This window comes from Pseudomonas sp. GZJR-8 (genome assembly GCF_002916705.1).
Classification (GTDB): Bacteria; Pseudomonadota; Gammaproteobacteria; order Pseudomonadales; family Pseudomonadaceae; genus Aquipseudomonas; species Aquipseudomonas synxantha_A.
The window spans coordinates 382,084-404,322 of sequence record NZ_JXSI01000004.1 but is presented as its reverse complement, the minus strand read 5'-3'; the positions used below and the strand labels follow the sequence as shown (position 1 = coordinate 404,322).

23 protein-coding genes and 1 other RNA gene are annotated in these 22,239 nt (G+C 61.1%); 14 read left to right on the top strand and 10 right to left on the bottom strand.

The window, feature by feature from the left end; translation table 11 throughout:
* Positions 1–21: 21 nt before the first annotated feature.
* Positions 22–492: an Lrp/AsnC family transcriptional regulator gene (locus tag TK42_RS10935; RefSeq protein WP_005792372.1), complete on the bottom strand. Its 471-nt coding sequence runs from the start codon at positions 490–492 to the stop codon at positions 22–24.
* Between the two features lie 127 nt (positions 493–619).
* Between TK42_RS10935 and TK42_RS10930 the strand changes: the two genes are divergently transcribed.
* From TK42_RS10930 to TK42_RS10905, 6 genes are all read left to right on the top strand, one after another.
* On the top strand, positions 620–958 hold the full coding sequence (locus TK42_RS10930) for a hypothetical protein (RefSeq protein ID WP_032878844.1): 339 nt from the start codon (positions 620–622) through the stop codon (positions 956–958).
* 82 nt (positions 959–1,040) lie between these two features.
* The gene (locus tag TK42_RS10925; protein WP_103734194.1) at positions 1,041–2,735 is read left to right on the top strand and encodes a GspE/PulE family protein; all 1,695 of its coding nucleotides are present in this window, start codon (positions 1,041–1,043) and stop codon (positions 2,733–2,735) included.
* 76 nt (positions 2,736–2,811) lie between these two features.
* A complete protein-coding gene (locus tag TK42_RS10920; RefSeq protein WP_003195285.1) occupies positions 2,812–3,732 on the top strand; it encodes an SPFH domain-containing protein in 921 nt (306 codons plus the stop codon).
* 10 nt (positions 3,733–3,742) lie between these two features.
* Positions 3,743–4,189, top strand: a complete 447-nt coding sequence (locus tag TK42_RS10915) for an NfeD family protein (protein WP_005792377.1) — start codon at positions 3,743–3,745, stop codon at positions 4,187–4,189.
* A 68-nt stretch (positions 4,190–4,257) separates the two neighbouring features.
* Positions 4,258–4,572, top strand: a complete 315-nt coding sequence (locus TK42_RS10910; RefSeq protein ID WP_003176799.1) for a DUF2388 domain-containing protein — start codon at positions 4,258–4,260, stop codon at positions 4,570–4,572.
* A gap of 164 nt (positions 4,573–4,736) precedes the next feature.
* Positions 4,737–5,879: a DegT/DnrJ/EryC1/StrS aminotransferase family protein gene (locus TK42_RS10905; RefSeq protein ID WP_032878841.1), complete on the top strand. Its 1,143-nt coding sequence runs from the start codon at positions 4,737–4,739 to the stop codon at positions 5,877–5,879.
* A 144-nt stretch (positions 5,880–6,023) separates the two neighbouring features.
* Here TK42_RS10905 and gcvH read toward each other — a convergent pair whose 3' ends face one another.
* The 8 genes from gcvH to TK42_RS10865 form a co-directional block, all read right to left on the bottom strand.
* Positions 6,024–6,407, bottom strand: a complete 384-nt coding sequence (gene gcvH, locus TK42_RS10900; RefSeq protein WP_103734193.1) for a glycine cleavage system protein GcvH — start codon at positions 6,405–6,407, stop codon at positions 6,024–6,026.
* Positions 6,408–6,460: 53 nt separating this feature from the next.
* On the bottom strand, positions 6,461–7,543 hold the full coding sequence (gene gcvT, locus TK42_RS10895; RefSeq protein ID WP_005792381.1) for a glycine cleavage system aminomethyltransferase GcvT: 1,083 nt from the start codon (positions 7,541–7,543) through the stop codon (positions 6,461–6,463).
* Positions 7,544–7,699: 156 nt separating this feature from the next.
* Positions 7,700–9,316, bottom strand: a complete 1,617-nt coding sequence (locus tag TK42_RS10890; protein WP_078822594.1) for an iron ABC transporter permease — start codon at positions 9,314–9,316, stop codon at positions 7,700–7,702.
* A 162-nt stretch (positions 9,317–9,478) separates the two neighbouring features.
* Entirely contained in the window at positions 9,479–10,483 is a 1,005-nt protein-coding gene (locus TK42_RS10885; protein ID WP_103734192.1) for an extracellular solute-binding protein, read from the bottom strand.
* Between the two features lie 159 nt (positions 10,484–10,642).
* Positions 10,643–11,860, bottom strand: a complete 1,218-nt coding sequence (locus TK42_RS10880) for a 2-octaprenyl-3-methyl-6-methoxy-1,4-benzoquinol hydroxylase (protein WP_177464456.1) — start codon at positions 11,858–11,860, stop codon at positions 10,643–10,645.
* A 61-nt stretch (positions 11,861–11,921) separates the two neighbouring features.
* A complete protein-coding gene (gene ubiH / locus TK42_RS10875; RefSeq protein WP_103734190.1) occupies positions 11,922–13,109 on the bottom strand; it encodes a 2-octaprenyl-6-methoxyphenyl hydroxylase in 1,188 nt (395 codons plus the stop codon).
* Entirely contained in the window at positions 13,106–14,428 is a 1,323-nt protein-coding gene (gene pepP, locus TK42_RS10870; RefSeq protein ID WP_032878828.1) for a Xaa-Pro aminopeptidase, read from the bottom strand. Before pepP ends, ubiH begins: the two co-directional genes overlap by 4 nt.
* Before the next feature lie 20 nt (positions 14,429–14,448).
* On the bottom strand, positions 14,449–15,006 hold the full coding sequence (locus TK42_RS10865) for a YecA family protein (protein ID WP_017739071.1): 558 nt from the start codon (positions 15,004–15,006) through the stop codon (positions 14,449–14,451).
* Between the two features lie 138 nt (positions 15,007–15,144).
* Between TK42_RS10865 and TK42_RS10860 the strand changes: the two genes are divergently transcribed.
* From TK42_RS10860 to TK42_RS10845, 4 genes are all read left to right on the top strand, one after another.
* The gene (locus TK42_RS10860; protein ID WP_003177365.1) at positions 15,145–15,354 is read left to right on the top strand and encodes a TIGR02449 family protein; all 210 of its coding nucleotides are present in this window, start codon (positions 15,145–15,147) and stop codon (positions 15,352–15,354) included.
* Positions 15,351–15,668, top strand: coding sequence for a cell division protein ZapA (locus tag TK42_RS10855; RefSeq protein WP_005792389.1), 318 nt, complete (start codon positions 15,351–15,353; stop codon positions 15,666–15,668). The genes TK42_RS10860 and TK42_RS10855 overlap by 4 nt, the downstream gene beginning before the upstream one ends.
* Positions 15,669–15,698: 30 nt before the next feature.
* Positions 15,699–15,877, top strand: a non-coding RNA gene (ssrS, locus tag TK42_RS10850) — 6S RNA.
* A gap of 58 nt (positions 15,878–15,935) precedes the next feature.
* Positions 15,936–16,565, top strand: coding sequence for a 5-formyltetrahydrofolate cyclo-ligase (locus tag TK42_RS10845; protein ID WP_103734189.1), 630 nt, complete (start codon positions 15,936–15,938; stop codon positions 16,563–16,565).
* A 7-nt stretch (positions 16,566–16,572) separates the two neighbouring features.
* Here TK42_RS10845 and TK42_RS26960 read toward each other — a convergent pair whose 3' ends face one another.
* The gene (locus tag TK42_RS26960) at positions 16,573–16,719 is read right to left on the bottom strand and encodes a hypothetical protein (RefSeq protein ID WP_005792392.1); all 147 of its coding nucleotides are present in this window, start codon (positions 16,717–16,719) and stop codon (positions 16,573–16,575) included.
* A gap of 194 nt (positions 16,720–16,913) precedes the next feature.
* On the opposite strand from TK42_RS26960, the gene TK42_RS10840 reads away from it, so the two are divergent.
* The 4 genes from TK42_RS10840 (at position 16,914) to TK42_RS10825 (ending at position 22,229) form a co-directional block, all read left to right on the top strand.
* Positions 16,914–17,363: an EVE domain-containing protein gene (locus TK42_RS10840; RefSeq protein ID WP_032878824.1), complete on the top strand. Its 450-nt coding sequence runs from the start codon at positions 16,914–16,916 to the stop codon at positions 17,361–17,363.
* Between the two features lie 68 nt (positions 17,364–17,431).
* The gene (locus tag TK42_RS10835) at positions 17,432–18,397 is read left to right on the top strand and encodes an HlyD family secretion protein (RefSeq protein WP_032878823.1); all 966 of its coding nucleotides are present in this window, start codon (positions 17,432–17,434) and stop codon (positions 18,395–18,397) included.
* The gene (gene rbbA, locus TK42_RS10830; RefSeq protein WP_103734188.1) at positions 18,394–21,111 is read left to right on the top strand and encodes a ribosome-associated ATPase/putative transporter RbbA; all 2,718 of its coding nucleotides are present in this window, start codon (positions 18,394–18,396) and stop codon (positions 21,109–21,111) included. The genes TK42_RS10835 and rbbA overlap by 4 nt, the downstream gene beginning before the upstream one ends.
* Positions 21,111–22,229, top strand: coding sequence for an ABC transporter permease (locus TK42_RS10825; protein ID WP_103734187.1), 1,119 nt, complete (start codon positions 21,111–21,113; stop codon positions 22,227–22,229). The genes rbbA and TK42_RS10825 overlap by 1 nt, the downstream gene beginning before the upstream one ends.
* Positions 22,230–22,239 lie beyond the last annotated feature (10 nt).

The window sequence follows — 22,239 nt, the reverse complement described above, 5'->3', positions numbered from 1 at the left end:
CTCCCGATGAGGCCCGCCCTGTCAGCGCAATACTGGCAGGCTGGTAGTGGACTTGATCTCCGACAACGCCACGATGGAGTTGACCTCCTGGATCCCCGGCACCATCGATAACTTCTCGAAGAAAAACCGCTCATACGCCTCGATGTCCGAAGTGACGATGCGCAGCAGAAAATCCACCGACCCCATCAGCACATAACACTCCAACACCTCCGCAAATCCGCGAATCGCTTCGGTGAACTCAGTGAAGTTGGAGCGGCCGTGAGCGTTGAGTTTGATCTCGGCGAAAATCTGCGTGTTGAGCCCGATTTTCTTGCGGTCCAAGAGGGTGACCTGGCCCCGGATCACGCCCTCTTCCTTGAGCCGCTGAATGCGTCGCCAGCACGGAGACTGCGACAGGCCGACCTGCTCGGCGATCTGTGCGCTGGAGAGCGAGGCGTCCTCTTGCAGCAGGGCCAGAATGCGGCGATCGTAGACGTCCAACTCGCTGTGCATAGAAATACCTTTAGAGGTGTATTTTTTGAATTGATTGATTCGATAATGCGCCAATAAGGCTCATCTTAGATAAGAAATCTCCCTAGGCGAATGTGAAAATTCCTCCAGTCGATTTTGGAGAGTCAGTATGCACGCCGTCGAAACCGCCCACCCTGTCACCCGCGTCGATGCGTGGGCCGTCAACAGCGCCCACTGTCAGGCGCACTATCGGATCGTCGCCGAGGCTGAGCCCGACGTGCTGTGCCGGGTGCTGAACTACTTTGCGCTGCAGTTCCTGACGCCAGCCCACGTCAATATGAGCCGGGACGCCGACCTGCTGAATATCGATATCGTGATCGACGGCCTTAGCTGGCACCGTGCCCAAGTCATCGGTGAAAAGATTCGAAACCTGATCAGTGTCTGCGACCTGGAGTTGTGGCCGGCTGATGCCGAGCGGCCTCAGGCACTGGCGGCGACGGCACGGTAAAAACCTGCAATACACCTGGGAACGAGGATTTCCAGCGACTGACTAGTCTGGGATTACACCCCAAACCACCCAGGAAACCTGCATGACCGCTGCCTCCCTCGACCACCCCTTGGAACTGCACCAATTATTGCCGGCGTTGATCGAGCAGGGGCTGATTACCGCACAGGCGGCGCATAGCATTCAGGCAGCATCTTGCACTCAACACCCCCTGGAATGCATCGCAGCCCAAGGCCCTTGTCTTGAGACCCTGACCCAATGGCTGGCACAACATGCAGGTCAGCCTTACCTGCGCATCGACCCGTTGAAGATCGACGTGGCGAGCGTGGTGCCGTTGATGTCCCATGCCTTCGCCCAGCGCCACGGCATTCTTGCGGTCGCCGTGGATGCCCAAAGCGTCACGATCGCCAGCGCCCAACCGTACATCAGCGGCTGGGAAGCCGGGCTCGCTCAAGTGCTCAAACGCACCATCAAGCGCGTGGTGGCCAACCCCCGCGATATCCAGCGCTGCCTCCACGAGTTTTACCGCTTGGCCAAGTCAGTCAGCGGCGCCGATCAGAAAATGGCGGTACCCGGCAACGTCGAACTGCTCAGCCTCGGCGCCAGCGACAAGGAGCCCGATGCCAATGACGCGCATATCGTCAATATCGTCGACTGGCTGTTGCAATACGCCTTTGCCCAACGGGCCAGCGATATTCATATCGAACCCTGTCGCGATCAGGGTCGGGTGCGTTTTCGCATCGACGGGCTGTTGCATGACGTCTATCAATTTCCGCCTCAGGTCACCACCGCAGTGGTCAGCCGCTTGAAAAGTCTTGGGCGAATGAATGTGGCCGAGAAACGCAAACCCCAGGATGGTCGCGTCAAGACCAGGAACCCGGCAGGCGCCGAAGTGGAATTGCGCCTTTCGACCCTGCCGACGGCGTTTGGCGAAAAGCTGGTGATGCGGATTTTTGACCCTCAGGTGCTGCTCAAGGACTTCGACCAGTTGGGCTTGTCGAGCGCCGATCAGCAGCGCTGGCACGCCATGACTCGGCAAGCCAATGGCATCATCCTGGTCACAGGCCCGACCGGCTCGGGCAAGACCAGCACCCTCTACACCACCCTCAAGCAACTGGCGACCCGAGAGGTCAACCTGTGCACGGTAGAAGACCCGATTGAAATGGTCGAGCCGGCGTTCAATCAAATGCAGGTCCAACACAATATCGACCTCACCTTTGCCAGCGGCGTCCGCGCCCTGCTGCGCCAGGATCCGGACATCATCATGATCGGTGAAATCCGTGACCGGGAAACCGCCGAGATGGCCATACAGGCCGCACTGACCGGGCACCTGGTGTTCTCGACCCTGCATACCAACGATGCGCCCAGCGCCATCAGCCGACTGCAGGAGCTTGGCATTGCTCATTATTTGATCAAGGCCACACTCATAGGCGTCATGGCGCAGCGTCTGGTGAGGGTTTTGTGCACCCACTGCAAGCGTGTGACGGGTGTGGAGAACATAGGCTGCTACGAGGCCGTCGGTTGTGTGGAATGCCGTGACAGCGGTTATCGAGGCCGAGCCGGGCTGTATGAAATCATGCCGTTGGACCCAGCGCTCAAGGCGCTGGTGACTCCCGGTACGGACATACAGGCGCTACGCCGTGAGGCGCTCGCGCAGGGCATGAACAGCTTGCGCATGGCCGGCATCGATAAAGTGAACGCCGGCGTGACCACGATGACGGAAATATTACGGGTCACGCCTGGGGATTCAGAAACAAATCCTTTATTTGTTGGGCCGTGAAACCGTCCTTATCGGTGACCAGACCGCTACAATCGGCCCAACGTCGTTCACTGACATCTTCAGATAAGGAATCGCTATGCAGATCGGAACCGTACTGCTTCTTTTTGTGGGCTTGGCCATCGCCATCCTGTTCATGGGTTTCAAAGTGGTGCCCCAGGGCTACCAATGGACGGTCGAACGTTTCGGCCGCTACACCAACACCCTCAAGCCCGGCCTGAACATCATCATCCCGGTCATGGACCGCATCGGTCGCAAGATCAACGTGATGGAAAGCGTGCTGGATATTCCGCCCCAGGAAGTCATCACTGCCGACAACGCCACCGTGCAGATCGATGCCGTGTGCTTCTTCCAGGTGGTCAACACCGCCCAGGCGGCCTACGAGGTCAACAACCTCGAACACGCAATCCGCAACCTGCTGCAAACCAATATCCGTACCGTCCTGGGCTCCATGGAGCTTGATGCCATGCTCAGCCAGCGTGATGGCATCAACGAGAAGCTGCTGCGCACCGTGGACGAAGCCACTGCGCCGTGGGGCATCAAGATCACCCGTATCGAGATCAAAGACATCAGCCCACCCGCCGACCTGATGGCCGCCATGTCCGGCCAGATGAAAGCCGAGCGAATCAAGCGTGCACAGATCCTCGAAGCCGAGGGCCTGCGTGCGTCGGCGATCCTGACGGCCGAAGGCAAGAAGCAGGCGCAGATCCTTGAAGCCGAAGGTAGCCGCCAGGCCGCGTTCCTGGAGTCCGAAGCACGTGAGCGTCAGGCCGAAGCCGAAGCTCGGGCGACACAAGTGGTGTCCGAAGCCATCGCGTCGGGCAATGTGCAGGCGGTCAACTACTTCGTCGCGCAAAAATACATCGATGCCTTGGGCAAGCTGGCGTCGGCCAACAACAGCAAGGTCATCCTGATGCCGCTGGAAGCCAGCCAGGTGATTGGCGCCGTGGGCGGTATAGGCGAAATCGTCAAGGCAACTTTTGGCAACCAGAAAGGCTGAGGCCAACACCATGTGGGACTTTTTGCTGCATTTGTCGTTCTGGGACTGGTTGGCGCTGGGCACCGTGCTGTTGATTCTTGAGGTGTTCGGCGCCGGCGGGTACCTGTTGTGGATGGGTATCGCCGCGGCCGCAGTGGGGGTGATCAAGTTCCTGGTCCCGCCACTCGGGCTGGAGTGGCAACTGCTGCTGTTCGCCATGCTGTCGATCCTGACAGCCGTGTATTGGTGGAAGCGCCAACGCAGCAGCGCCAAGGTCAGCGATCAACCGGGGTTGAACGAGCGCGGCTCCGAATTGATCGGGCGCACCTTCATGGTGCATCAGGCGATTGTGGATGGCCGGGGCAAGATTAAAGTCGGCGATGGCGTGTGGATGGTCACCGGTGCCGATGCCCCAGCAGGCGCTCAAGTACGCGTGGTTGGCCAGGATGGGGTGATTTTAGAGGTTGAAACTGTTTAGTCAGTGATGGAACTGGATCGGCTTAACTACAATCAAAACGTACAGATAACCCACCGGAGTCACCCATCATGCGTCTTAAATATGCTGTCGCAACCCTCGCTGTGCTTTCCCTACCTGTCGGCTCAGCCATGGCCGATAGCTTTTGGCGTAATGTCATCTCGTCGGGCGCCACCACTGGCTCGACTTACCTGACATTCAAGGACCACAAGCTGGTAGTCGCCGCCCAGGACGACGCGGGCAGCTTCGTCGCCAGCGACGGCGGCATCCGCGGCCCGTACCTGGAAGCGGCCATGCAGAAGGTCCGCGCCGACAACCCTGGCCTTCAGGCCACGGACATGGAACTGGCTAACGCCATCCTGGCGAAGAATGCTGTAACCGAGTAACAGCCGCACCGATAAAAAATGCCGCTTTTTCAAGCGGCATTTTTTTGCCTGCCCTATGACGAATCGTTCATAAGCGACAGGCTATATTCAGTCTTGCCGTGCAACCATGCGTTACTGACACGTTTAACATTCATCGCCTATCTTGAACGGATGCCTTCTTCGTCATGAGCCAACAGCCTTTCCTGCCGTTTTCCAAACCGACCATTGATGAAGCCACCATTTCGGCAGTCGGCGATGTCCTGCGTTCCGGCTGGATCACCAGCGGGCCAAAAGTGCAGGCGTTCGAGGCGCAGTTGTCGGAATACTTTGGCGGGAGGCCGGTGCGCACCTTCAACTCGGGCACCTGCACCATGGAGATCGCCTTGCGCATCGCCGGTATCGGGCCTGGGGATGAAGTCATCACGACACCGATTTCCTGGGTGGCCACCGCCAACGTCATCCTCGAAGTCGGCGCTACTCCAGTGTTCGCCGATATCGACCCGATTACCCGCAACATTGACCTGGCCCAGGTTGAGGCGGCAATCACCCCACGTACCAAAGCGATCATCCCGGTCTACCTGGCGGGCTTGCCCCTGGACATGCCGATGCTTTACGCGCTGGCCAACAAGTACAACCTGCGTATCGTCGAAGACGCCGCGCAAGCCTTGGGCTCCAGCTGGGACGGGGAACGCATCGGTGCAACCGGTGACTTCGTGTCGTTCAGCTTTCAGGCGAACAAGAACATCACCTCATCCGAGGGTGGCTGCCTGGTGTTGAACAACGCCGAGGAGGCTCGCCTGGCAGAGAAGTATCGCCTGCAGGGCGTGACCCGCACCGGTTTCGATGGCCTGGATGTGGATGTCCTGGGCGGCAAGTTCAATATGACCGACATCGCCGCCGCCATTGGCCTGGGGCAGTTTGCGCATATCGAGAAGATCACGGCCCACCGCCAGCACCTGGCACGCCACTACTTCCAGTGCTTTGGCAGTGACTTCGAAGAGAAATATGGCGCGCAACTGCCGCCGGCGGATTTCGAGAACAGCAACTGGCACCTGTTCCAACTGGTGTTGCCGGAGCGCCAGGACGGCTTGCCTGCTCGCGCAACGTTCATGGAGCAGATGCAGGCCCACGGCGTTGGCATTGGCTATCACTACCCGCCGATCCACTTGCTGAGCCTGTATCGGGCACAGGGTTTCAAGGAAGGCATGTTCCCGGTGGCGGAGCGTGTTGGGCGTTTGATCGTGTCGTTGCCGATGTTCACGGCAATGACAGAGGCGGATGTGGAGCGGGCTGTAGCGGCGGTTAAAGCGGTACTGAAGAAAGACTGAACACAACCAGCAGGCACACCCCAATCAACTGTGGGAGCTGGCTTGCCTGCGATGCAGGCACCTCGGTGTATCGGTGATACACGGGTGATCCAATCGCAGGCAAGCCAGCTCCCACATTGATGTGTGCTGTTGCAGCTATTGCGTTTAGTCGCCGATGGCGGCTTTGTAGCCGGCGGCATCCAGCAGTTTGTCCAGTTCAGCCTTGTCGCTTGGCTTGAGCTTGAAGATCCAGGCGCCATAAGGGTCAGAGTTCAGCAGCTCAGGGCTGCCACTCAGCTCTTCGTTGACAGCAATCACTTCGCCAGCAACCGGCGAGTAGATATCCGAAGCTGCTTTGACCGACTCCACCACACCCGCCTGATCTTGAGCGGCAAACACCTTGCCCACTTCAGTCAGTTCAACAAACACCACATCACCCAAAGCTTCCTGTGCATGGTCGGAGATGCCGACAGTCACGGTGCCATCAGCTTCCAGACGGGCCCATTCGTGACTTTCGGCAAAACGCAGGTCGGCAGGGATATTGCTCATAGTCTGTGTCCTCAAGAAGAAATGTCAGCGGCCATTGGCCTGCCGGAAAATAGTTAGATCAAGGTTTTGCCATGGCGTACGAAGGTCGGCTTGACCACTCGAACCGGGTACCACTTGCCGCGGATTTCCACTTCGGCCCGGTCGGCAGTCGCCGCCGGTACGCGCGCCAGGGCAATGGATTTGCTTAGCGTAGGCGAGAAACTACCACTGGTGATCTCTCCTTCGCCAACATTGGCGATACGAACCACTTGGTGAGCGCGTAAAACTCCACGCTCTTCCAGCACCAGCCCGACCAATTTGAACTGCACACCGGCCGCCTTTTCCGCTTCCAGCGCAGCACGACCGATAAAATTGCGCCCGGCAGGTTCCCAGGCAATGCTCCAGGCCATATTGGCCGCGAGGGGCGATACCTGCTGATGGATATCCTGGCCGTACAGGTTCATGCCGGCCTCCAGGCGCAAGGTATCGCGGGCGCCGAGGCCGATAGGTGAAATGCCCGCCCCCACCAGATCGTTGAAAAAACCCGGTGCCTGGTCGGCGGGCAGGACAATTTCCAGGCCGTCTTCGCCGGTGTAGCCGGTACGGGCGATAAACCAGTCGCCGTCGGCATGGCCTTCGAACGGCTTGAGCTGGTGGATCAGGATGCCACGGGACTGAGTCACCAGTTCGGCGATCTTATGCCGGGCATGAGGCCCTTGGATGGCAAGCATGGCCAATTCGGACCGCTCATGCAGCTGCACCTGGTAATCGCCCAGTTGCGCCTGCATCCAGGCCATATCCTGATCGCGGGTGGCGGCATTGACCACCAGCCGGTACCCGGTTTCGGTTCGGTAGACGATCATATCGTCCACCACTCCGCCTTGCTCGTTGAGCATGGCGCTGTACAGCGCACGGCCGCAGCCGTGCAATCGATCGACGTCATTGGCCAGCAGGTGCTGAAGCCATTCCTTGGCCTGAGGGCCGGTGACATCGATTACGGTCATATGAGATACATCGAACACCCCACAGTCGCGCCGCACCTGATGGTGTTCTTCAACCTGCGAGCCGTAATGCAAAGGCATATCCCAACCGCCAAAATCGACCATTTTCGCGCCGAGGGCGAGATGCAGGTCATACAAAGGCGTACGCTGTCCCATGGGTTTCTCCTTCCGGGCTTGGCGAAGGTGCGCAGAGCTGCCACTTGTGCCGAACACCTTGATTTACAAGGCCCGCAGCCACATACAGCAGGTCGATCCGAAAGACGGAGCGCACCGAATGCCGCGCATTGTAGCCTCATGCCGTAGGACTGGCACCTAACCGATTTGCCGAGCAGAGCGACGGATCAGCCCGATGACCGGCAACAACCCGACCAGCACCAGGGTCAACGCCGGCAAAGAAGCCCGCGCCCATTCACCTTCACTGGTCATCTCGAAGATCCGTACCGCCAGCGTGTCCCAGCCAAACGGGCGCATCAGCAATGTCGCGGGCATTTCCTTGAGTACATCCACGAACACCAGCAGCGCCGCGCTCAAGGTGCCGGGCAACAACAACGGCAGATACACTTTGCAAAACAGTCGTGGACCGCTCACCCCAAGGCTGCGTGCAGCTTCGGGCAATGACGGACGAATGCGCGCCAGGCTGTTTTCCAAAGGCCCGTAGGCCACTGCCAGGAACCGTACCAGGTAAGCCAGCACCAATGCCGACAGGCTGCCCAACAGCAAGGGCCTGCCCGCGCCGCCCAGCCAGCCGGACAGTGGCACCACCAGTTCGCGGTCCAGGTAGCTGAACGCCAGCATGATCGACACCGCCAGCACCGAGCCCGGCAAGGCATAACCGACATTGGCCAGGCTGATACCGGAGCGAATCGCCCGGGTCGGCGCCAGGCGGTTGGCAAAGGCCAGGATCATCGCCACGCTGACCGTAATCAGCGCGGCAATACCACCCAGGTAGAGGGTGTGGACGATCAGGCCCGTATAGCGCTCATCCAGGTCGAAGCGCCCGCGCTGCCAGAACCAGGCCACCAGTTGCAGCATCGGGATCACAAACGCACAGGCAAATACCAGGCCGCACCAGGCGCTGGCCGCCACGGCCTTGAACCCGTGCAGGTGGTACAACGCCTTGCCGCGTGGCCGCTCATTGCTCGGTCGGCTGGCTCCACGCGCGCGCCGCTCGCCATACAGCACCAACATCACAACCAGCAGCAACAGGCTGGCCAGTTGCGCGGCGCTGGAAAGGCTGAAAAAGCCATACCAGGTTTTGTAGATAGCCGTGGTGAAGGTATCGAAATTGAACACCGAGACGGCGCCGAAATCTGCCAGGGTCTCCATCAACGCCAGGGCCACACCGGCACCAATCGCTGGTCGCGCCATCGGCAACGCCACGCGCCAGAATGCTTGCCATGGCGATTGCCCCAATACCCGCGCCGCTTCCATCAAACCCTTGCCCTGGGCCAGAAACGCAGAACGTGCCAGCAGGTAAACGTAGGGATAGAACACCAGCACCAACACGATGATCACGCCGCTGGTGGAGCGCACTCGCGGCAAGCGCAGCCCATTGCCGAACCATTCGCGCAGCAGGGTTTGCACGGGCCCTGCAAAGTCCAGCAGACCGACGAACACGAAGGCCAGCACATAAGCCGGGATCGCAAAGGGCAGCATCAGCGCCCAATCGAGCCAACGTCGCCCGGGGAATTCGCAGAGGCTGGTCAACCAGGCCAGGCTGACGCCCAGCAGCGTCACACCAATACCGACGCCGAGTACCAGGGTCAGGGTGTTGCCCAGCAAGCGCGGCATCTGGGTGTCCCAGAGGTGGGACCAGATCTGGTGGTCGATGCTTTGCCAGGACAGCAGCAGCACGCTCAGCGGCAGCAGCACCAGGGCGGCGACGGTGAAGACCGGCAGGTACCAGCGGCGTTGGGCGGGGTGGGCCAAGGAAAAGCTCTCTATAGAACAGACTATTCGAAGACAAACACAAAACAATGTGGGAGGGGGCTTGCTCCCGATAGCGGAGTGCCAGTCAATGATGATTAGACTGATACCCCGCTATCGGGGGCAAGCCCCCTCCCACATTTAGATCTGTGGCAATTTACACATTCAGTTCCAGCCAGCGCGATCCATCAGGCGAATGGCTTCAGCCTGGCGCTTGCCCGCCACTTCTACCGGCAAGGTATCGGCCACGAACTTGCCCCAGCTCGCCACTTCCGCCGATGGCGGTACCGCCGGGTTGGCCGGAAATTCCTGGTTCACGTCGGCAAAGATTTTCTGCGCCTCAGGCGTGGTCATCCACTCCACCAGTGCCTTGGCCGCTTGCGGGTGCGGCGCGTGCCTGGTCAGGCCGATGCCCGACAGGTTCACATGCACGCCACGGTCGCCCTGGTTCGGCCAGAACAGTTTCACCGCCAGATCCGGCTTCTGCTTGTGCAGGCGGCCGTAGTAGTAGGTATTGACGATACCCACGTCGCACTGTCCGGCATTGATGGCTTCCAGCACGGCGATGTCATCGGAGAACACGTCGGTGGACAGGTTGTTGACCCAGCCCTTGACGATCTCTTCGGTCTTGGCCGCGCCATGGGTTTCGATCAACGTGGCGGTCAGTGACTGGTTGTAGACTTTTTTCGCGGTACGCAGGCACAGGCGGCCTTCCCATTGCTTGTCTGCCAGGGCTTCGTAGGTGGTCAGTTCGCCCGGTTTCACCCGCTCGGTGGAATAGGCGATAGTGCGCGCACGCAGGCTCAAGCCGGTCCAGGCGTGGGCCGATGAGCGATATTGCAACGGGATACTCTTGTCGATCACAGCGGAAGTGAACGGTTGCAGGATGCCCATTTGCTCGGCCTGCCAGAGGTTGCCGGCGTCGACGGTGAGCAGCAGATCGGCGGTGGCGTTCTCGCCCTCGGCCTTGATGCGCTGCATCAGCGGCGCTTCCTTGTCGGTGATGAACTTGACCTGCACCCCGGTCTTCTTGGTGTAGGCATCGAATACCGGCTTGATCAGCTCATCGATGCGCGAGGAGTAGACCACGACTTCGTCGGCTGCCTGCACGGTGGTGCTGCCGATCAGGGTGAGTGCCAGGGCAGTCAGGAGGCGCTTGGGTGCCAACATGGGTGCGGTCTCTCATTTGCAAATTGAGGGCAAATGATAAGGACTCACATTTGGTAACGCTCGGTGGAGGCGTTACCAGATGTTGCACAGCCCGAATATGCGCGAGGGTTGAGGGCCTCATCGGGGGCAAGCCCCCTCCCACAGGGGACTGTGTTTCAATCAGGGTTTAGCGAGTTCTGGTAGATCGCCAGTCAAACCTAGCGCCTGGCGCACAAACACTGCCTTGGCTTCAGGCATCTGGTCGACGATTTTCAGGCCGGCATTACGCAGCCAGCGCAGCGGCAGTTGATCCGCCTGGAACAAGCGCTCAAAGCCTTCCATTGCCGCCATCAACGCCAGGTTGTGAGGCATGCGCCGCCGCTCGTAACGACTCAGGACCTTAACATCTGCCAGGCGCTCGCCGCGCTCGGTGGCCGCCAACAACACCTCGGCCAATACCGCCGCATCAAGAAAGCCCAGGTTCACGCCCTGCCCCGCCAACGGGTGAATAACGTGGGCAGCATCACCGATCAGTGCCAGGCCTTCGGCCACGTAGCGTTTGGCATGGCGCTGGCGTAACGGCACGCAAACTCGCGGGTCGGCGCTGATCACAGTGCCCAGGCGCCCTTCGAAGGCGCGCTCCAGCTCCCGGCAGAAGCGTTCATCATCCAGGGCCATCAGGCGCTCGGATTCAGCCGGCGTGGTCGACCAGACAATCGAACACCAATCTTCCTGCCCATCCCGTACCAGCGGCAGGAACGCCAGCGGGCCGGTATCGGTAAAGCGTTGCCAGGCCGTGCGCTGGTGCGGCTGGCTGCTGCGCACGCTGGTGACGATCGCGTTATGCAGGTAATCCCACTCGCGGGTCGGGGTGCCGGTCAGGCGGCGTACTGCGGAATTGGCGCCATCGGCGGCCACCACCAGCGGCGCACGCAATTTGCGCCCATCAGCCAGGGTCAGCAGCCAGTCATCGCCGGAGCGGCGCATCTGTTCCAGGCGCGCATTGGCCAGCAGGCCGAGGTCGCAGTCGTGCAAGCGCTCCAGCAAAGCATCCTGCACTACGCGGTTTTCGACGATATGCCCGAGCACCTCGGCATGCACGCTGGCCGCCGAGAAGTGGATCTGTCCGGTGCCGCTGCCGTCCCACACCTGCATCTCGCCGTAAGGGCTGGCGCGACGCTCGACGATGCCGTCCCACACGCCCAGGCGTTCGAGGATGCGTTGGCTGGCAGCGGACAACGCGCTCACCCGCGGCTCAAACGCCGCCTGCGGTTCAAACGGTTTGACGCTTAGCGGGCTGCCGTCGAGCAGCAGCACCTGCAAGCCGCTGCCCTGCAACGCCAGCGCCAGGGCGCTTCCGACCATTCCGGCCCCGACAATCAGCACATCTGCGCGCATGTCCATGCTTTAAGCCTTGTCTCGTGTGCGGCACAGGCCGCCAATAAAGTGATGGGCCGGCTCAAACATCGGAGCGCACCCCCAGCCCCATGGCCTGGCGGGCGAACCAGCGCTTGGCCGGCGGCAACAGATCCAGGCCGAGCAAGCCCAGGTTACGGCCCAGCGCCATTAGCGGCTGGCCGCTGCCAAACAAGCGTGTGACCTGATCGGAAAAGCCTACGGTCAGTTGTTGGTCCAGGCGCTGGCGATCCCGATAGCCTTGCAACGTCGCCAGGTCACCTGGCACTGCCGGGCCGGCCAACAAGGCTTCGGCCAAGGCATTGGCATCGCGCAGGGACAGGTTGAACCCCTGCCCGGCAATCGGGTGCAGGCTGTGGGCGGCATTGCCGAGGACCGCAAGATGCGAGCGCACTTGCTCTTCAGCTTCCACCAGGGTCAGCGGGTACAGATGACGGGCGCCCACTTGCTTGAGGGTGCCCAGGCGATAACCGAATACGCCCTGCAACTCGCTCAGGAAGCTGCGCTCGTCAAGGTCGGCCAGGCGCTGGGCGTCCATGCCGATGCGGGTCCAGACCAGCGCACAGCGGTTGTCCGGCAGCGGCAGCAAGGCCATCGGCCCCTCATCGGTAAAGCGCTCGAACGCTTCGCCATAGTGGGCTTCGCTCGGGGTGATATTGGCGATCAGTGCGCTCTGGTTGTAGGGCCGGGTCTTCACGCCAATGCCCAGTTGCTCGCGCAGGCCGGAGCGGCCGCCGTCGGCCAACACCGCGAGGTCGCATTCCAGCACGGTTTCATCGTTGAGGGTCAGGCGATAGCCATCAGGCAGCGGCTCCATGCGCGTGACTTCCGCGGGGCAGCGCCAGCTGACGACGTCTTTATCCAGGCCTTGCCACAGGCATTGGCCCAGCCAGGCGTTTTCCACCACATAGCCCAGGGCCGGTACGCCCTCTTCCATGGCGGACAAGCGCGCGGTAGAGAAACGCCCGCGGTCCGATACGTGGATCTGCTTGATCGGTTCGGCGCGGCGGGCAATGTCCTGCCACAGGCCCAGACGCTGATAAATCTGGCGGGCACCAAAGGACAGCGCCGAAGAACGCGCATCATAACTGGGCTGGTAGCTGTCGCCCGGGGCAAAGGGTTCGATCAGCACGATCTTCCAGCCACGTGCCTTGGCCCCAGCCTGCAACGCCAGGGCCAGGCTGGCACCCACCAGGCCACCACCAATAATCGCCAGGTTGACCCGGCTCATCGGGCAGCCGCCATCAGTGCTTCGATCTCGGCAACGGTCTTGGGCACCGCGCCGGTCAGGATTTCACAGCCTTGCTTGGTCACTATCACGTCATCCTCGATGCGTACGCCAATGCCACGCCATTTCTTTGCCACGTTCTGGTTGTCCGGGGAAATATAGATGCCCGGTTCCACGGTCAAGGCCATGCCGACTTCCAGCACTCGCCATTCACCGCCGACCTTGTACTCGCCCACATCATGCACATCCATGCCCAGCCAGTGGCCGGCGCGGTGCATGTAGAAAGCGCGGTAGGCTTCGCTGGCGATCAGTTCGTCAACGTCACCTTGCAGCAACCCCAACTTCACCAAGCCGGCGGTGATGACCTGCACGGTAGCCTCATGGGCCTGGTTCCAATGCTTGTTCGGTGCGATCTGCTTGAAGGCGGCTTCCTGGGAGGCCAGCACAATCTCGTAGATCGCCTTTTGCTCAGGCGAAAACTTGCCGTTGACCGGCCAGGTGCGGGTGATGTCGCTGGCGTAGCAGTCGATCTCACAACCGGCGTCGATCAGCACCAGGTCGCCATCCTTGAGCAGCGCGTCATTCTGCTGGTAATGCAGGATGCAGCTGTTGCGTCCGGCGGCGACGATGGAACCGTAGGCTGGCATTTTCGCACCGCCCTTACGGAACTCGTAATCCAGCTCGGCCTCCAGGCTGAACTCATGCAAACCCGCACGGCTGGCCTGCATCGCCCGCACATGGGCCGCGCAGGAAATGCGCGCTGCTTCGCGCATCACCCTCACCTCTGCCGCCGATTTATACAGGCGCATGTCGTGCAGCAGATGATCCAGGGCAACGAATTCGTTCGGTGGCTGGGCGCCCAGGTGCGCCTTGGAGCGGATCACGTTGATCCACTCCATCACATGCCGGTCGAATTCGGCATTGCTGCCCATGGCCGAATATACCCGGTCGCGGCCTTCGATCAGGCCGGGCAGGATGTCGTCGATATCAGTGATAGGGAATGCGTCGTCGGCGCCAAAGTCGCGGATCGCGCCTTCAGTGCCGGCGCGCAGGCCGTCCCACAGCTCGCGCTCAGCGTTGCGCTCACGGCAGAACAACACGTATTCGCCATGCTGGCGACCGGGCATCAGCACGATCACCGCTTCGGGCTCGGGGAAACCGCTCAGGTACTGGAAGTCGCTGTCCTGGCGGTACACGTGCTCGACATCGCGGTTGCGGATGGCCACGGCGGCTGCCGGCAGGATCGCGATGCTGTTGGGTTCCATCTGCGCCATGAGCGCCTTGCGGCGACGGGTGTATTCCGCTTTGGGGATATGAATCATGGGCAGATGGGGTTCCTTTCTTAATGCAGCGAAGGCTTGGGTGCAGCAGGTTCAGCAGACTTTTTGGTCTCGGTGAACAGCAGCAACGGCGCGACGCGCAGGTATTCCATCACTTCCATGTAGTCGCCTTCGCCGTCTTCGGACTCTTCCAGGGCATCTTGCACCTGGGAGATGGCTGCCAGGTCCTGCAGCACTTCCTTGGCGTCGGTGCTCAGCTCCAGGCCACCGGCGTTCACGCCGAAACCGTGGAGGAAACCCTGGCACCACTGGCCCAGGGCAGCAGCACGCTCGGTGAGTGGGGCGTCGTCGGTCGGCAGCAGCAGAACCACGGTGACGTCGTCACCGGTCAGCTCGCCCTTGACCATCTCTTGCAGGCCGATCAGCGCGTTACGCACGTTTTCGGTCGGTTCGGTTTCCAGCAGCTCGGCCACGTCGGCCAGCCAGTTGTCGGCATCAAAGCCCACGCCGGTGCAGCTGCGGCCCAACAGCACGCCGTGCAGTTCGGCAGGCGAGCATGGGTGACCGCTGGTGCTCAGCAGTTTGGAAAAAGCGTCGTACGGGGAATTCTGAATGGGCATGGTGAGCTAGGCGCCAGACGGCGCAATGTCTAGAATGGAGCGCTGTATCCTAGCACCGGCAGACGCACCAAGACTATCGAGGGCGTCAGATCGTTTATCCTGCAGTTGCCATTCATCAGACAAATCCAGTGGAACCCAATGGAAGACACCGACCTGCAAGCGCTGATGGCCAGACTCGAACTGCTAATTGATCGGGTCGAGCAACTAAAGAGTCAAAACGGACTCCTATTAGCTCAGGAAAAGACCTGGCGCGAGGAACGCGCTCACCTCATTGAAAAAAACGAAATCGCCCGGCGTAAGGTCGAATCGATGATTTCGCGCCTGAAGGCCCTGGAGCAAGACTCATGAGTTCAAGCAATAGCGTTACCGTGCAGATCCTCGACAAAGAATATTCGATCATCTGCCCCCAGGAAGAACGCAGCAATCTGGTGAGCGCTGCGCGTTACCTGGACGGCAAGATGCGTGAAATCCGCAGCAGCGGCAAAGTGATCGGCGCCGACCGCATCGCCGTGATGGCCGCGCTGAATATCACCCACGATCTGCTGCACAAGCAGGAACGCCCTGACGTGCAGGCCAGCGGCTCGACCCGCGAGCAAGTGCGTGACCTGCTCGAGCGCGTGGATCTGGTGCTTTCCACCGATTCCGACGCACCCAAGGGCTGATTGCCGAGTCTGTTTAAGGTATACTCGCCCCACTCCCTGGCGTGTTTGCCAGTCGGCGATGTCCCTGAGCCGATTCGCACTACCCTGGAAGTTGCACGTTGGGCTGGTGTGCATGTCCGCTAGACGGAAAGCCTTAAAGCCTACTGCTTCTTCCACCTTGAACTTTCGGGTTCAAGGGCTAAGTCGACAGCGGCTCTGTCGGGGAGCCTGAATTCCCAAACTCAATGCCAGTCCCAGGACTGGCATTGTTTTATGAGCCGATAAGCCATGACCGAACCTGCGCCGCTGTCCCGTCCGCAACTTCGACGCATGTTGCGCAAGGCCCGCCGTGCCCTCACGCCGAGCGAGCAGCGCCAGGCCGCCCTTGGCCTGTACCGGCAACTGGCGCAGCACCCGCTGTTTCGCCGGGCCAAACATATTTCCTTATACCTGCCGACGGACGGCGAAATCGATCCGCGCCTGCTGCTGCGCGCGGCGCAGCGCCGTGGCAAGGCCACCTATCTGCCGGTACTGAGTGCCTGGCCGCGCACCAAGATGGTGTTCCAGCGCGTGCGGCCTGGGGATAAGTTGTCGCCCAACCGCTTTGGCATTCTTGAGCCGCGGGTCAATGTCCACCAGCAGCGCAAAGTCTGGGCGCTCGACCTGGTGCTGTTGCCGTTAGTGGGGTTCGATAGCGAAGGCGGACGCCTGGGCATGGGTGGCGGATTCTACGACCGCAGCCTGGCCTACCTGGCCAGGCGCAAAAGCTGGCGCAAGCCGACCTTGCTGGGGTTGGCCCATGAATGTCAGCAGGTAGACCGCTTGGCGCAGGCAAGTTGGGACGTGCCGCTGGTGGGCACTGTCACCGATAAGCACTGGTATGTTGCACAAACGTCGCTGGAACCAGCGACGCCTTGAAGCCTTATTAACGCTTGAATTGTTGCTGCACTGGCGAGAGTTCAACCGGTGCGTCGGCCTTGTTCGACCACAAGCTCTGGGCATACCCGGTGGTCACAACGCCCAGACCAAACAAAATAACCAAAATCCATAGTAAATCCGGTTTACGTTGCATCGATTGCCCCCCTTCAGGCACCTCGTACACGATGACAACAACGTTCCAAAGTAGTCCGTTGCAGCTGCGCCAAGCCTAAAAGCGCGCATTCTGAGGTAACGTGAACCAACACGCAAACCTTGACGCCAACCGACTGTCGGTTTGTCATGCAATTGCCCGACAACTTGCCCAATGCCTTTTTCAGGAGCCCAAAAATGGCCTACTGGCTGATGAAATCCGAGCCTGACGAATTGTCCATCGAGGACCTGGAAAAGCTCGGCGAAGCGCGCTGGGATGGGGTTCGCAACTATCAGGCGCGCAACTTTCTGCGCGCCATGGCGGTGGGCGATGAGTTTTTCTTCTATCACTCCAGCTGTCCGGAGCCAGGGATTGCCGGCATCGGCAAAATCGTCGAGGCCGCCTACCCGGATCCTACAGCGCTGGAACCGGACAGCCATTATTTCGACGCCAAGGCCAGTGCGGAGAAAAATCCGTGGAGTGCCATCACCGTGGGCCACGTCAACACCTTCCCCAAGGTGCTGGGCCTGGGCTATCTAAAGCAGCAAACCGCTCTTGCCGAAATGCCGCTGGTGCAGAAAGGTAGCCGGCTTTCGGTCATGGCGGTCACGCCTGAACAATGGACGGCCATCCTTCAGCTGCTTTAACTGACCGATATCAAGACCCTCACGGGCCAAACCCATCACACTGGACGCTAACGCCGCAGGATGCAGCCATGTCTACGAACCACCATACGTCCCGTCTGTTCGCCATCGCCCTGATCGTCCTCTTGCTGGGGGCGGGGGCCTTTGGCTACTGGCGTTCGACCCAGGACCGCCTGCCCGAGGGCTTGAGCATGGGCAATGGGCGCCTGGAGTCCACCGAAGTGCAAATCGCCGCCAAGATCCCCGGGCGCCTGGCCGAAGTGCACGTGGATGAAGGCGACAAAGTGCTCAAGGGCCAGTTGCTGGCACGCATGGACACCCGCACCCTGCAAGCCCAGCGCGCCCAGGCCGAAGCAGAGGTGTTACGCGCCAGGGAAAACTTCGCCTCTGCTGAAGCCAACGTGCAGTTGCGCCAAAGCGAGCAACTGCTGGCCAGCCAGGAACTCAAGCGCACCCAAGAGCTGTACCGGCGCGGCTTCGCCAGCAGCCAATTGATCGACCAGCAGCAGGCGCGCCAGAACACCGGTAACGCGGCAGTGATCGCCGCCCAAGCCCAGGTCAACGCGGTGAAGGCCGCCATCGGCGCAGCCCAGGCCCAGGTGGCCCAACTCACCAGCGAAATCGACGACAGCAGCCTGCGTGCGCCCATCGACGGCATCATCCAATTGCGCTTGGCCGAGCCGGGCGAAGTGCTCGGCGCGGGTGGTCGCGTGTTGCTGCTGATTGACCCCAATGACCAGTACATGAATCTCTACCTGCCCGCATCCGTCACCGGCCGCCTGACCGTCGGCAGTGAAGCGCGCATCCTGCTCGACGCCCTGCCCCAGCAAGCGCTGCCGGCCAAAATCAGTTTTGTCGCGGCCAAATCCCAGTTCACTCCCAAGGAAGTCGAAACCCGCGATGAGCGGCAAAAACTGGTGTTCCGCGTCAAATTGCGCCTGACTCAGCCCAGCGCCGTGCCACAAGCCAAACCGGGCATGCCCGGCGCGGGCTATGTACGCACGGCCGATGTCGACTGGCCGGCCAACCTGCAATGAGCGGCCTGGCGCTGCACGCCACGGGGATCAACCACCGCTACGGCAAGCAACAGGCACTGCTCGACATTGCCTTCAGCTTGCCAGCCGGTACCCGCTGCGGGTTGATAGGTCCGGACGGCGCCGGCAAGTCGAGCCTGCTGGGTCTGATCGCCGGGGTTAAGAAGCTGCAGGTGGGCCAGTTGCAGGTGCTCGGCGGTTCTATCCAAGACCGTCGCCACCGCAATAGCCTGTACGCGCGCATTGCCTTTATGCCCCAGGGCCTGGGCGGCAATCTGTACCCCGAGCTGTCCATCAGCGAGAACATCCGTTTCTTCGCCACCTTGTTCGGCCTGTCGAAAACCGATTGCGACCAGCGCATGCACAACCTGCTGCTCGCCACCGACCTCGCACGCTTTGCCGAGCGCCCGGCAGGCAAGCTCTCCGGCGGTATGAAACAGAAGCTCGGCCTGTGCTGCGCGCTGATCCATGATCCGGACCTGTTGATCCTCGACGAGCCCACCACCGGCGTCGACCCGCTGTCCCGCCGGCGTTTCTGGGAGCTGGTAGATAGCGTACGCAGTGAGCGCCCGCAACTGACACTGCTGGTGGCCACCGCCTACATGGAAGAGGCCGAGCAATTCGAGCATTGCCTGATGCTCGACCGTGGCAGGTTGATCGCCGATGGACTGAGCCGCGAACTGGCGGCGATAACGCCCCGCGGCAAGCTGGATGAGGCCTTCACGCACTTCCAGGGCGACAGTGCTCACGACAGCCAGCCGCTGGTAATTCCACCGCGCACAGGCGGCAACGCCGATATCGCCATTCAAGCCCACGACCTGACCCTGCGCTTTGGCGATTTCACCGCGGTGAACAAGGTCAGCTTTGCCATTGGCCGCGGCGAGATCTTCGGCTTCCTCGGTTCCAACGGTTGCGGCAAGACCACCACCATGAAAGTGCTGACCGGGCTGATGCCGGCCACCGAGGGCAGTGCAATCCTGCTGGGCAAGCCGGTGGACGCCAAGGACCTGGCGACCCGCAAGCGCGTAGGTTTCATGTCGCAGAGCTTCTCGCTGTATGGCGAACTGAGCGTGCGCCAGAACCTGGCGCTGCATGCGCAACTGTTCGACTTGCCCAAGGCCGACAGCGGTCCGCGCATTGATGAACTGATCCAACGTTTCGACCTGGGTGAAGTGGCCGAACAGCCCTCCGGCGAGTTACCCCTTGGCCTGCGCCAGCGTTTGTCCTTGGCGGTTGCGGTGCTGCATCGCCCGGAAGTGCTGATCCTCGATGAGCCCACCTCGGGTGTCGACCCGGCGGCGCGGGATGATTTCTGGCGGTTGCTGATCGAGTTGTCGCGGCAACAAGGCGTGACCATCTTCCTGTCCACCCACTTTATGAACGAAGCCCAGCGCTGCGACCGCATCTCCTTGATGCATGCCGGCAAGGTGTTGGCCTGCGACACGCCCGAGGCGCTGCAACAGCAGTTCCACGGCGATACCCTGGAGGCGGCTTTCGTCACCTGCCTGGAGCAGGCCCAGGGCGAACCCGAATCCAGCGCGCCCCGTGCAACGGTCAACGATGCCCACGCGCCGCCCGCGAGCAAACACGGCTTCAGCCTGGCGCGGTGGTTAGCCGTGGCCAGCCGCGAAGGCAAGGAGCTGCTGCGCGACAAGGTACGCATGGCCTTCGCCCTGCTCGGGGCGATGTTCATGATGGTGATCTTCGGCTACGGGATTTCCCTGGACGTGGAAAACCTCGCCTTCGCCGTCTACGACCAGGACCAGACCCCGCAAAGCCGCGCCTATCTAGAGGCATTTCGCAGTTCGCGCTATTTCGCCGAGCAAGCACCCATTCGCGACGCCAACGAATTGCACCGGCGCCTGCAACGTTCGGAAATCAAGCTGGCCCTGGAGATCCCACCCGGCTTTGGCCGTGACCTCTACGCCGGCCGCCAGCCCACCGTCGCGGCCTGGCTCGACGGCGGCATGCCGTTTCGCGCTGAAACCAGCCGCAACTACGTGGAGGCCGTGCACCAGGGCAACCTTGCGCAACTGGCTGAACTCAGTAGCTTACCCTTGAACAACCGGGCCGCCGTCAAGCTTGAAACACGCTTTCGCTACAACCAGGACGTGGTCAGCGTGAATGCCATTGGCCCTGGCGTGATGGCGCTGATCCTGGCGTTCATTCCGGCCATGCTCACCGCCCTCGGCATTGTGCGCGAGAAGGAGCTGGGGTCGATCACCAACTTCTATGCCACACCACTGACGCGCCTGGAGTTCCTGTTGGGTAAACAGGCGCCCTATCTGGTCGTCAGCCTGGTCAACCTGGCACTGCTAGTGGCGATGAACCGCTGGTTGTTCGGTGTACCGTTCAAAGGCAGCGGCCTGACCCTGGCTTTCGGTGGCCTGTTGTACGTGCTGGCGACCACGAGCATGGGTCTGCTGATCTCGGCGTTCACCCGCACCCAGATCGCGGCGATCCTCGGCACCATGATCATCACCAGCCTGCCGACCATCCAGTTTTCCGGGCTGATCGTGCCGCGTTCGTCCCTGGAAGGTGCGGCGGCGCTGATGGGCATGCTGTTTCCGGCCGGGCACTTTCTGGATATTGCGGTGGGCACCTTCACCAAGGCCCTGGACCTGCGCCAGTTGTGGCCACAATGCCTGGCCTTGTTCGGATTTTTCGTCGGTTTTACCGGGCTGAGCCTGGTGATGCTCAAGAAGCAGGAGGCCTGATGCACAAGCTCGCCCATATCCTGCGCCTGGGGCTCAAGGAACTCACCAGCCTGCGCCACGACAGCGTGTTGCTGCTGTTTCTGGCCTACGCCTTCACCGTGGCGATCTACATGCCCGCTGCCGGTTCAGTGATTGGCGTGCACAACGCCAGCGTGGCCTTTGTCGATGAAGATCACAGCGCGCTCTCGCGGCAAATGGCCGAGGCCCTGCAACCACCGGAATTCCAGGCGCCGGCGCCACTGGCCTACGACCAGCTGGACAGGGTCATGGACAGCGGCCAATACACCTTCGTCGTCAATGTACCGGCGAATTTCCAGGCCGACCTGTTGGCGGGGCGCCAGCCAGGGGTGCAGGTGAACGTTGATGCTACGGCGATGAGCCAGGCATTCATGGGCGCGGGTTACATCGGGCGGATTTTCCAACGCGAACTGCTGACTTACAGCGGCCAGGCCGACGCTGCCGGCAAAGCTCCGGCCCTGCTGACCACCCGGGCGTTGTTCAATACCAACCTGGAAGGTGGCTGGTTCCTGGCGGTGATCCAGATCGTCAACAACATCACCATCCTCGCCATCGTGCTGACCGGCACCGCCCTGCTGCGCGAACGCGAGCACGGCACCCTCGACCATCTGCTGGTGCTGCCCCTGACCGCGCTGGAGATCATGCTGGCAAAAATCTGGAGCAACATGCTGGTGGTGGTGTTGTGTACGTGGCTGTCCCTGGAACTGGTGGTCAAAGGCTTGCTCGGCGTGCCGCTGGCCGGGTCATTGGGCCTGTTCCTGCTGGTGACGGCCCTGTATTTATTTGCGAGTACTGCGTTGGGGATCTTCCTCGCCACTCTCGCCCGCTCGACGCCGCAGTTCGGCCTGCTGGCGATCCCGGTGATCATTCCCATGCTGTTGCTCTCTGGCGGCAGTACACCGCTGGATAGCATGCCCGAATGGTTGCAGTGGGTGATGCAGGGCTCGCCATCGACGCATTTTGTAAGCTTGAGTGCAGCGATTCTATTCAGGGACGCGGGGTTGAGCGTGGTGTGGCCAGACTTGCTGGCCCTGACGGGAATTGGCTTGGTATTTTTTGCGGTGGCGTTGGCGCGGTTTCGCAAGAGCCTGGCTTCCTGAGGCGCCTGGC

Coding starts and splice junctions, on each gene's coding strand:
- TK42_RS10935 (WP_005792372.1), bottom strand. CDS start 492: ATGCACAGCGAGTTGGACGTCTACGATCGCCGCATTCTGGCCCTGCTG.
- TK42_RS10930 (WP_032878844.1), top strand. CDS start 620: ATGCACGCCGTCGAAACCGCCCACCCTGTCACCCGCGTCGATGCGTGG.
- TK42_RS10925 (WP_103734194.1), top strand. CDS start 1,041: ATGACCGCTGCCTCCCTCGACCACCCCTTGGAACTGCACCAATTATTG.
- TK42_RS10920 (WP_003195285.1), top strand. CDS start 2,812: ATGCAGATCGGAACCGTACTGCTTCTTTTTGTGGGCTTGGCCATCGCC.
- TK42_RS10915 (WP_005792377.1), top strand. CDS start 3,743: ATGTGGGACTTTTTGCTGCATTTGTCGTTCTGGGACTGGTTGGCGCTG.
- TK42_RS10910 (WP_003176799.1), top strand. CDS start 4,258: ATGCGTCTTAAATATGCTGTCGCAACCCTCGCTGTGCTTTCCCTACCT.
- TK42_RS10905 (WP_032878841.1), top strand. CDS start 4,737: ATGAGCCAACAGCCTTTCCTGCCGTTTTCCAAACCGACCATTGATGAA.
- gcvH (WP_103734193.1), bottom strand. CDS start 6,407: ATGAGCAATATCCCTGCCGACCTGCGTTTTGCCGAAAGTCACGAATGG.
- gcvT (WP_005792381.1), bottom strand. CDS start 7,543: ATGGGACAGCGTACGCCTTTGTATGACCTGCATCTCGCCCTCGGCGCG.
- TK42_RS10885 (WP_103734192.1), bottom strand. CDS start 10,483: ATGTTGGCACCCAAGCGCCTCCTGACTGCCCTGGCACTCACCCTGATC.
- TK42_RS10880 (WP_177464456.1), bottom strand. CDS start 11,860: ATGCGCGCAGATGTGCTGATTGTCGGGGCCGGAATGGTCGGAAGCGCC.
- ubiH (WP_103734190.1), bottom strand. CDS start 13,109: ATGAGCCGGGTCAACCTGGCGATTATTGGTGGTGGCCTGGTGGGTGCC.
- pepP (WP_032878828.1), bottom strand. CDS start 14,428: ATGATTCATATCCCCAAAGCGGAATACACCCGTCGCCGCAAGGCGCTC.
- TK42_RS10865 (WP_017739071.1), bottom strand. CDS start 15,006: ATGCCCATTCAGAATTCCCCGTACGACGCTTTTTCCAAACTGCTGAGC.
- TK42_RS10860 (WP_003177365.1), top strand. CDS start 15,145: ATGGAAGACACCGACCTGCAAGCGCTGATGGCCAGACTCGAACTGCTA.
- TK42_RS10855 (WP_005792389.1), top strand. CDS start 15,351: ATGAGTTCAAGCAATAGCGTTACCGTGCAGATCCTCGACAAAGAATAT.
- TK42_RS10845 (WP_103734189.1), top strand. CDS start 15,936: ATGACCGAACCTGCGCCGCTGTCCCGTCCGCAACTTCGACGCATGTTG.
- TK42_RS26960 (WP_005792392.1), bottom strand. CDS start 16,719: ATGCAACGTAAACCGGATTTACTATGGATTTTGGTTATTTTGTTTGGT.
- TK42_RS10840 (WP_032878824.1), top strand. CDS start 16,914: ATGGCCTACTGGCTGATGAAATCCGAGCCTGACGAATTGTCCATCGAG.
- TK42_RS10835 (WP_032878823.1), top strand. CDS start 17,432: ATGTCTACGAACCACCATACGTCCCGTCTGTTCGCCATCGCCCTGATC.
- rbbA (WP_103734188.1), top strand. CDS start 18,394: ATGAGCGGCCTGGCGCTGCACGCCACGGGGATCAACCACCGCTACGGC.
- TK42_RS10825 (WP_103734187.1), top strand. CDS start 21,111: ATGCACAAGCTCGCCCATATCCTGCGCCTGGGGCTCAAGGAACTCACC.